The 9207-nt window shown below is 46.8% G+C and carries 6 protein-coding genes and 2 pseudogenes; 5 read left to right on the forward strand and 3 right to left on the reverse strand.

Annotated features, from left to right (window positions below):
- Positions 1–345 precede the first annotated feature (345 nt).
- The gene (locus V6C93_RS29010) at positions 346–585 is read right to left on the reverse strand and encodes a helix-turn-helix transcriptional regulator (protein WP_333480148.1); all 240 of its coding nucleotides are present in this window, start codon (positions 583–585) and stop codon (positions 346–348) included.
- 128 nt (positions 586–713) lie between these two features.
- On the opposite strand from V6C93_RS29010, the gene V6C93_RS29015 reads away from it, so the two are divergent.
- Entirely contained in the window at positions 714–1208 is a 495-nt protein-coding gene (locus V6C93_RS29015) for a hypothetical protein (protein WP_333480149.1), read from the forward strand.
- A gap of 39 nt (positions 1209–1247) precedes the next feature.
- Positions 1248–1649 carry a hypothetical protein gene (locus tag V6C93_RS29020; protein ID WP_333480150.1) on the forward strand — a complete coding sequence of 134 codons (402 nt, stop codon included), beginning with the start codon at positions 1248–1250 and terminating at the stop codon, positions 1647–1649.
- A 188-nt stretch (positions 1650–1837) separates the two neighbouring features.
- Here the strand turns inward: V6C93_RS29020 and V6C93_RS29025 are convergent, their stop codons facing one another.
- Together V6C93_RS29025 and V6C93_RS29030 are read right to left on the reverse strand one after the other, a co-directional pair.
- Positions 1838–3289: a bifunctional orotidine-5'-phosphate decarboxylase/orotate phosphoribosyltransferase gene (locus V6C93_RS29025; protein ID WP_333480151.1), complete on the reverse strand. Its 1452-nt coding sequence runs from the start codon at positions 3287–3289 to the stop codon at positions 1838–1840.
- 125 nt (positions 3290–3414) lie between these two features.
- Positions 3415–7338: a CHAT domain-containing protein gene (locus V6C93_RS29030; protein WP_333480152.1), complete on the reverse strand. Its 3924-nt coding sequence runs from the start codon at positions 7336–7338 to the stop codon at positions 3415–3417.
- A gap of 461 nt (positions 7339–7799) precedes the next feature.
- Between V6C93_RS29030 and V6C93_RS29035 the strand changes: the two are divergent.
- From V6C93_RS29035 to V6C93_RS29045, 3 genes and pseudogenes are all read left to right on the forward strand, one after another.
- Positions 7800–8030: pseudogene (locus V6C93_RS29035) on the forward strand (NAD(P)H-dependent oxidoreductase subunit E); the annotation flags it as partial.
- A gap of 534 nt (positions 8031–8564) precedes the next feature.
- Positions 8565–8774, forward strand: coding sequence for a hypothetical protein (locus tag V6C93_RS29040; RefSeq protein WP_333480154.1), 210 nt, complete (start codon positions 8565–8567; stop codon positions 8772–8774).
- Between the two features lie 197 nt (positions 8775–8971).
- A pseudogene (locus V6C93_RS29045) lies at positions 8972–9139 on the forward strand (4Fe-4S cluster-binding domain-containing protein); the annotation flags it as partial.
- Between the last annotated feature and the right edge of the window lie 68 nt (positions 9140–9207).

The raw sequence follows: 9207 nt of genomic DNA on the forward strand, positions 1-9207 counted from the left end.
AGATGCTGTTAGAAACAAAAGCTGCTGAAATTTACAGTCTGATTGAGTTTTTGGATGCACTGGGGTTCCGCCTTGCGATCGCACCTAAAGATTGATGATGGCGTGGTGAGAGCGATTCCCTGCGGGATAGCTTCCCTTCACTGCTACTGTGCGATCGCAAAAGTCAAGAGCCAGCAACACAAGACGAGGTGATGCCTAGATGGAAAACGTTTGGATGCAACTTCGCATGGATCTTCCATTGGGCGATCGCTCGTGTTCGTGTGTATGCGATCACCTTTCCTAAAAAAAGTGCCCCCGACAACGGGAGCGCGAGTACCAAAATTCCTCTATCCAACCCAATGCAAATCACTCTGGCTCGATATCAATTCCCTCAAATGCCTCAATCAGTTCATCGAGAGTGCATTTGTAAGCCTCACACATACGCTTAATTTCAGATGGTGTCCCTCTAGGCAATGAACTTCCGGCTTCCCATTTAGCAATAGTAGAGGGACTTTTCCCAATCGAAATAGCAAAGTGGACTTGAGTTAAACCTGTGCGCTGACGCAAATCGGCTGGTGTCAGACGCTTATCACTTTCCTTCGGCATATTCTAATACATTACTTGTAAATCATGGCTATCCATGTTTTACTAGTCATAGATAAAAGGAACACATAAAGGGCAGAGATTATTGTAACTGCCCTTCGTTCCCTACATTCTTTCAACAATACAATCCCATGAACCACACTGACTGGCTGCGCCTTCAAACAGAAGGCGAGAAAATCTGTTCGTCTCTCAGACAGCAAAATTACCGATGCCTGAAACAAACTCGCCGCTTGAGCTGGAAAATCATCACCCCCCTGAGTCCCTCCTTACCAACAGGCGAAGCAGAGCACAGCTACCTGCTGACTTGGTTACCATCACCCGTGAGTGACTGGAGTCTCATCCCCAACGACACCACACAAACACGGGAAAAGCTATGGAAACATCTTCAAAGTATCCTCAACACCATTCGAGGCACACCAGCCAATACCGACCAACACACCGAGCAACCCGAAGACTATTCCCGTCCTTGGGCGATCGTCCGTCTCCTACCCGACGCTCGACGCTACACAGTGGCAAGATTCTACAACAGAGCAGACGCCCAAGACCATCTGAGATTCCTCAAGCGCTTCATTCCAGCCGCAGAATTTGAAGTCATCTTCGATATCCCCTCAGATTTAACAGAATAGCTAATCATTTCCAATCCAAAATCCAAAATCTAAAATCCAATGACCATCCTATTTCGCCGCATCAATCCCGCTCAAAAATTCCGCATCACCAAACGCCAAATAGCCAAATTCCTGCGAATTCCCGAATCACTCATCGTAAAAATCGAATCTTGGCTCTACGTTCTATTTGTCCATCGCCTCGACAAAGGAGGACAATTTATCAGCTACCGCCAGCTAGAACAGTGGAAAAATGCCGTTGCCTGTCAGCTACAAAAATGCTCAACTAGGGAACAGCTACAACAGTTGTGGAATGCAATTATCTTTGACCACACCCAGCACAAAAACCAATATCTTGTTTCTGCCCTCCCATTTCTAGAAAACATCTATAGCAGTTATCAGTTGCGTGAAGTATGTCAGAAAAACCTAACCCCCAACCCCTTCCCTACAAGGGAAGGGGAGTAAGAATTAAAGCCTCTCTCCTTGTAGGAGAGAGATTTGGAGAGAGGTCAGAATGTGCAGCATCCAATCGAGAAGGGCTATATTTGAAACGTCTGTAAGCTATTCTAAAAGCGCCTCATGTTGGATGTTTTCCAATCACCTGCTTATATAAATTTTTCAGACAAACCTCAGCCGTGTTGTCTTTGCATCGCTTAATGGGTTTGTGCAAAAGCTTGGAACTGTTCCTCACTAATCCGCCCTGCCTGATATAGTGTTTCGGTAATTTCAGAAATCGTTAATACTGAATGCGCTCGATAACCATTGGCTTTCAATCTGTCCTTGACCCCTTGCTCATGGTCGAGAAAAACGACGATATCTTCGACGTTTAATCCGGCTGATTTTATCTTTTCTGCTCCTTCCATCGCACTCTTCCCACTGATGAGGATGTCATCCACCACGACAACCGTTTCCCCTGGTTCAAAGTGGCCTTCAATCACTCTCCTTGTCCCGTGAGCTTTGACTTCTTTGCGGGGAAAAATCATCGGGTGATGGAGGCGCAACGATAAACCGGTCGCTGTTGGTAAGGAACCATAGGGAATACCTGCGATGCGGTCAAAGCTGAGGTCTTTGAGGATATGTTCATAGGCCGTGAGAACTTGATGGAAGATTTGGGGGTTAGAGATGATTTTGCGGAGGTCGATGTAGTAAGGAAATACTGCGCCTGATGCCTGAACAAACTCGCCGAATAAAATGCAACCAATGTCATAGAGTTGCAAAATCAAATCTTGATAAGGATGCGGTTCCAAAAAACAAACATCAGGCATCCACAAATCACAAGTCGTACCGTCTTGAACAATCTGCTGTCGGGTTTGATTAATGGATTCGCGCAGGGATGCGATCGCAACAGCAGGTTTCTGACTCGCTAACATATCCAGGGGAACTGGAATCAGTAGCCCGTCACCGTTGGCATTCAATCCTGCGGCTAGGATTTCGCTAAGGTTGTCACCGCCTTCTGCCCAGATGCTTCGCGCTAGGATAATTCGTTCTGGAGCAACCGCACGAATGCGTTTCAGAATTTCTGGGTCGGTGGTTCCCACTTCGACGCCCAATTGTTCAGGAGTACCCCAATTTTTCGCCTCTTTAACTACTTGCAAGTAAAGGGGAGACTCAGGCGTGGGATATTGCTGCAAAGATACGGCACCCGGATTTGAGGTGGAACACAGGACAAACACCGCCTTGCCGGGATAAATCAAAAACGGTGCAATATGGTCTTGCCCGGAGTAAGGAGTCAGGGTAATCGCATCCACCTGCCACTGTGCAAAAACAGTTTGGGCAAAGATAGTGCTGGTATTGAGGTCGCCGTGTTTGGCATCTAAAATAATGGGAATGTGAGCTGGGATAGCCGTTAGGGTTTTGTGTAGCAGTTCCATACCTGGAACACCTAATGCCTTGTAAAAGCCAAACGTCGGCCTATAGGCACAGACTAAATCCGAGGTTTCGCTAATCAGAAATTGCAGCCAGTCCCACAAATCCTTGATGATGCCGCCGTTGTCTTCTCCTCGACAGTAATGCGTCGGCATCATTTCTGGATTGGGATCGAGTCCCACCACCAGCAAGCTTTGATTTTGTGCGATCGCTGCATTCAGTTTCTCGAAAAAGTCCATTAGGATTGTCCTGATTAAGAACCCATCGCCTAACCCTAAGGGTAAAAGTTGTAAAGAAATTTTTCAATGATGAGAGCGATGCTTGGTTTAACCTGGATAACCTCTTGCAGGTGAGTTTCCATTAATTAATCCGCTTCTCCAATGAGGGTAAAGGCTGCCCAATCTTGAGGATCAGGATGTTGTTTGATCGTAGATAGCATCGCCTGTCGCAAGGCTTGGGCTTTATCTGGGTTTTGCTGTAGCTGGCGATAAAACTCGGTCATTAAGGAAGCGGTGGGAGAATCTGGTACTGACCACAGGGAGACAATTACGCTAGGAACACCAGCACTAATCAACGAGCGAGACAAGCCAATGACGCCATCACCTGTAATTTTTCCTCTGCCAGTATTGCAGGCACTGAGGACGACTAACTCAGCATTTAGCTTCAGGTTGAGGATTTCTTCAGCTGTGAGCAAACCGTTATCTTGACCAGAGGGGGCAAGCGCGAACCTTCCTTCGGAAGGCGCTAACGCTAACGCACTTTTTAATCCCTGTTCATTATTCATTAACCCATGAGTTGCTAGATGAATAATTCGTGCCTTGGGCATCTGCTGCAAAATTGCTAATTTGGTGGCTTGGTTGCCGATGAGGGCGTTTGTGTTTAATAGAGCAGCGATCGCCTTCGCTTCTTCTTCCGCATCTGGTAAGCTTGACAACTGTTCTGGTGGCTGCCCAATGGCTGGCATTGTGGGATTCCCTACAACGATAGATTCCCCTCTCCCATTCCCTATCCGTTGCCGTTGCTGGTGGGTCAATTCCAACACCTGAATGGAGGGAGCCGTGAGAATAGTATGATTTTCAATTAGGAATTTGCCGTCCTTGTCTTGGAGTGCTCCAAAGGGAACCAGGAATAGTTGCTCTTGCGGGATGAAGATGACATGAGCATTTGGGTCAGTGGGTAAGAGGTCAGCAATTGGTTCAATGAGAAGTTGATGGAGTTGCTGTAGATAGCGGTCTTTGAACTGTCGCTGAGGTTGAGAAACTATTTGCTGATTTTGGGTTGTGAAGTTCAAGGGTTGAAACTCCCCCCTAGTAACGGCCTGTGTTTGGCAAGCGCGATGATTAAAGCAACGAATCGCAGCAACTACACCATTTAGTGTTGTGTTTTGTTGCTGTCGTAGGGGTTTGAGGTCAACTCGACGAAACGCTATTTCACCTGTAGGTTGAATCACCCAGATCAAAAGTTCCGAAGGCACGCCGCGTAGCTTACCTTGAAGCCGGAATTTTTCAGGAATGATTGAATATTGAACTAGTGTGGCATGGCGTTCTCGGGCAATTTTTTGAATTTGCTCGATTGTAGGGGAAGTAAGATTACTCGTAGATTTAGCCGTAGCGCCAGGAGACAATCGCTGAGCCAGTAACTCTACAAAGGCTCGTGCCCTACCTCGTTCGGCAATTTCCAGAGCTGCCTCAGGTTTGCCTTGCGCAACGAGGACTTGTTGCAGCAGGGCGTAAGTAAGAACTTGGGTGTCAAAAATCGACACTTTATACATATCATCCAATCTAGGTCGGAGAGATTCCAAAACCTCAATTGCAGCCGTTAGTTTTTTTTCCGCTTCCCGAATATTGCCAGATTTAAATAGAGCATTACCGAGTTGAGCGAGTGTAACCCACTCTCCCTTTCGGTCTCCAATCGTTTGTGCTGTCTCCAAACTCTGCTTGTGGTACTCAATCGCATGCGGCAAGTCGCCTAGCTCCTCGTAAACCAGTCCTATATTTCCCAGAACGGCTCCTGCGGTTCTGCGATCGCCGACCTGCCTTATAATTCCTAAACTCTGCTGGCTGTACTCCAGAGCTTTGGTATAGTCGCCCTGGACATAGTAAATAAATCCCAAACTGCCGAGGGTACTTCCCTCATTTTGGCGATCACCAATTGCCTGCGCTGTTGCCAAACTCTGCTTATAGTAGCGAATGGCTTTAGCATTTTCACCCAAGTTAGCCTGAATCGTTCCTAGCGCTTGTAAGATTATCCCTTCCGTCTTGCGATCGGCAATTGTTCGCACTGTTGCCAGAGTCTGCTCATAGTACTCGTTCGCCTTGGTATAGTCGCCTAATGCTTCGTAGGCATTGCCCAAACTACCAAGTGTTTGTGCCTCTGCTGCGCGGTTTCCAAGATTCCGCTTAATTGCCAAAGCTCGTTGATGGTACTCAATGGCTGTGACATAATCACCTAAAGCTTGGTTAATATTGCCCATTCCATCTAACGCAATTCCCTCCTCACGAGCATCGCTGAGGGAGCGTGCAATGCTCAAGCTGTGCTGATAGTACTCAATGGCTTGGCGGTAGTCGCCCAAGTCAGTGTAAGCTCTTCCTAAACCACTGAAAGCCATTCCCTCCTGTTGGCGCTCACCTAGCTCCCGTGCGACTCTCAAGCTGTGCTGATAGTACTCAATGGCTTGGCTGTAATTACCGGAGTCAATATAAGCTCTTGCCAAACCCCCGAAAGCGACTCCCTCGTTCGTGCGGTTTCCAAGTTCCCGTGCAATTTTTAAGCTGTGCTGATAGTACTCAATGGCTCGGCTGTAGTCACCCACGTAAAGATAGGCAAGACCCAAATTTAAGAGTGCCTGCTCCTCCCCTTGGCGGTCTCCATTGGTTTGTGCCATAAGCAAAGATTGCCGCCAGTACTGAGCAGCTACATCGAGTCTTCTTCGATCAACAGCCAAATTAGACCTGCCAAGCACCTGGCAGTCATCTTTCAAAGTTGTCATAGGAGAGCTGGTAGGTAACGCTCTAGAGTCTTCAGATTGGCGTGAGGAGCTTTCATCCGATCCTGTAACATTAGCGGCAATTCGGTTACAGGCAGCTAATTGCGATATTACTGTCTCTGTTGCCAGTGAATTTGCGCTAGAAGATTGAAATTCAAGAAAAGCTGGAGGAGCTGGTGGTGGTGGTGGTGGTGGTGGGAGTGATGCTGGTGGAACAGGAGTAGGACTCGGCCCAAGCAAAATCTGGTTTATAAACCCATTCGCTTCGAGTTGAGGCGGTCTTGTGGTCAGCAAGTTGCCATAGAATAGATTGTGTTGAGCAGACAGTGTTGCTGCTCCGGCTGTCACATTCTTGACTACCACATCCCCGTTCTCCAGCAGGGTACCTGACTCTATTAGTTCCACTTGCCCGTTGCTGTTAACCCTCACTCCGGTAGCGTTGCCCCCACCTCCACCCGTCAGCAATTCCGGTAAAGAGGTAATAGGCAATGTCCAGTTTCCTGGTTGACCATCCGATGGTGTCGGAGGTCTGAGCTCCAGACTTAGTAGGTTTCCGCTCTGGCTCATGCGTACTAAATTTTCACCGGGTACCGCCGCTACTGTAATCTGGCCTTCTGGTGCTGTGAGTTGTCCCGTACTAACAACCGTGCCACCCAACAACGTTAAGTTTTGTCCCTGCCCTACACTCAGATTGGCACTGTTGATGATTGCTCCAGGTTGAGCTGTGATGAAAGCAAAAGCATTGGGTGCCCCGACTAACGAGCTATAGTCATTAGAACCACTAGCATTAAACCAATTAGAGCCAAAGCCAATCCCCGTTGCAGTGGTGGCAGAGAAAGAAGCCGGCACATTCAACGTCGCGCTGGAGCCAAAAATTATCCCGGCAGGATTCATCAGGAAGAGGTTGGAATTACCACCACTGACCTGAATAAGACCATTAATAACAGAGGGATTTCCACCCATGACTCGACCCAGTATATTTTGGATACTTGGGTCAGACAGAAAATTAGCAATCTGGTTTTGGTCAAGACCGAATGTTTGAAAGCTGTGGAATAGATTTTCGCCTGCTCGCGTACCGCCACTGATGTCCAATTGGTTTCCCTTGGGAGTCACAACAGTGCTAGTGCCGTTTGGAGACTGTTCTGCTGTAATCGGTTGAGTCTGTGCCTGTCCTGCTGGAATGGCGTAAAGGACAGCGATCCCCAAGGAAATCACAGGCAGAACCCGTGTATCCAACCATCTCACAGCTTTTGTAAAGTGTTTGAGTCCAGTAGTAATCGCTTCACAGTTTTGGAGATTCATGCTTCAAGTCAAGCAACAAACGTTCTCAGAAAGTGTTGCAAACCTTAATATAAATAGTTTAAACCTCGCTGTTTGTACAGTATGACTGGACTCACAGAGTTCAGACACATCTCTATTCATTTCAATATTGATAACTAAAATTAAAGTCTAAAATTTAAACTTTTTTAATCTCTGGATACCTTTACCTAATTGTATTAAAAAAGAATAACATCTAATAATAAAAGTACAAAATCACCCAAATCTATTTGGCTTGACATAAGCTCAACAATTTTTGGTATAACGATTTGAGGCTCAGTTCATCCTTAGAGTTATTCCTCAACAAAACAATATTAATGTTGTTTAAGTTAGCTGTAGAAATTCCGAAATTGAGTCACCAAGCTCTGCAAAAATTCTCATAACCTCATCACTGTAAAAAAAATTGAGATTAAAAATTTGGGCTGGAAGAGAGAGATATATTATCTATGCAATCTAAAGAAGCCAAAACTAAACCAAAGGAAACCAAAGAAACCTCATCAGCACATCCGAGCGGCGATAAGCATTTCAAAGTACTCGATATTACGATGAAGCGTAATCAGAACCGTCAAGATGCCCTGATTGAGGTGCTGCATAAAGCTCAGGAAGCGTTCGGCTTCCTGGAAGAAGATGTGTTGTTGTATGTTGCACGGGGACTGAAACTGCCCCTGAGCCACGTCGGGTGTTAGAAGCAATGGCGATCGCCGATTATGCGCTCGGAGCCAATCAATGTTACATCTACGTCCGTGCCAATATCCCCGTGTTTGGTTTAATCGCGGCTGATCCCGATTGAGCAAGAGGTGGGATTCGGCTACGGCAATTTGGGCAGAAGATTATTGAACTGTTGGGGGCGAAGAAGATTCACCCCGCCTGGGCAGTACCGGGAGGGGTGCGATTGCTAAGATGCGCTCAGCAATGAGTTGAAGAGAAATAACTTATTTCTTAGCAATTCTCTCAGTTTTGTAACCTCAATTCTGACACTTAATCGTGCAATATAACACTTCGTTACTCAAGCCTGTACGGAATCCACTTGAGGAGTAAAGATAGAGCTAGGGATAAGGATAGAGATAAGATTCATTCTCAACCCTATCTCCCTCGCGCTGCTATTACGCACCCGATCGCCCGACTCTGCACTTATGTTTGGCAGTCCCGATTGGGTGAGTCGTTACCACTCCCAGCGCCGTTTGAGAAAAAAGTTCGTAGAGTGTAGAACTATGACTATTTCGCCTCGTCGGGTATATTCCCAGCTCAGAAAGATTGACCAAGTTGATTCCATGACTAGTGCGCTTTACCGTGAGCTTGCCCAAGATGTGCTAGCGACACCGGGAGTCAGCTTAGCCATGAAACAAGCGATCGCCGAGCGTCTCAACCAAGCTAATCGCCGACTGGGACTGCAAACCGTTGGTGGTGAGGACAGCTACTAAGCTGATGTATCTTTAAAATTGCATCGTTCGGAGCGCCAGAATGACAAAAAGACGCTCCACATGCGGTTTGAGGAACGATTAGCTTAAATACTACAACAGATTAACTTTATAACGGGGCGCGGCTGTGCGCCCTATTGCTTTATACGCCGCCTGTCCACCAACTAACTCCTGAACTCGCTGAACCCCTCTCCAATGAAGAGTTAGTCACTCAAATTTTGAGCAATCCCCATAAGCAAGGCATAACCTTTTCGGGAGGGGAACCGTTTTGGCAAGCCCCAGCCCTTGCTCAACTCGCCAAACTCTTAAAAACGGCTGGGTTTAACATCATGTCGTTTACAGGATTTACCTTAGAAGAACTGCTCTCTGTTTGAGTGAAAGCTGACAATGATCATTCATTGTCGTGGCAGAGGGAGTAAAAACGGAAACGGAAACA

The sequence above is a fragment of the Allocoleopsis sp. genome (assembly GCF_036703385.1).
Lineage (GTDB): Bacteria > Cyanobacteriota > Cyanobacteriia > Cyanobacteriales > Coleofasciculaceae > Allocoleopsis.

Excerpts from the sequence above, each read along its gene's own strand:
- V6C93_RS29010 (WP_333480148.1), bottom strand. The coding sequence starts at position 585 with ATGCCGAAGGAAAGTGATAAGCGTCTGACACCAGCCGATTTGCGTCAG.
- V6C93_RS29015 (WP_333480149.1), top strand. The coding sequence starts at position 714 with ATGAACCACACTGACTGGCTGCGCCTTCAAACAGAAGGCGAGAAAATC.
- V6C93_RS29020 (WP_333480150.1), top strand. The coding sequence starts at position 1,248 with ATGACCATCCTATTTCGCCGCATCAATCCCGCTCAAAAATTCCGCATC.
- V6C93_RS29025 (WP_333480151.1), bottom strand. The coding sequence starts at position 3,289 with ATGGACTTTTTCGAGAAACTGAATGCAGCGATCGCACAAAATCAAAGC.
- V6C93_RS29030 (WP_333480152.1), bottom strand. The coding sequence starts at position 7,338 with ATGAATCTCCAAAACTGTGAAGCGATTACTACTGGACTCAAACACTTT.
- V6C93_RS29040 (WP_333480154.1), top strand. The coding sequence starts at position 8,565 with ATGACTATTTCGCCTCGTCGGGTATATTCCCAGCTCAGAAAGATTGAC.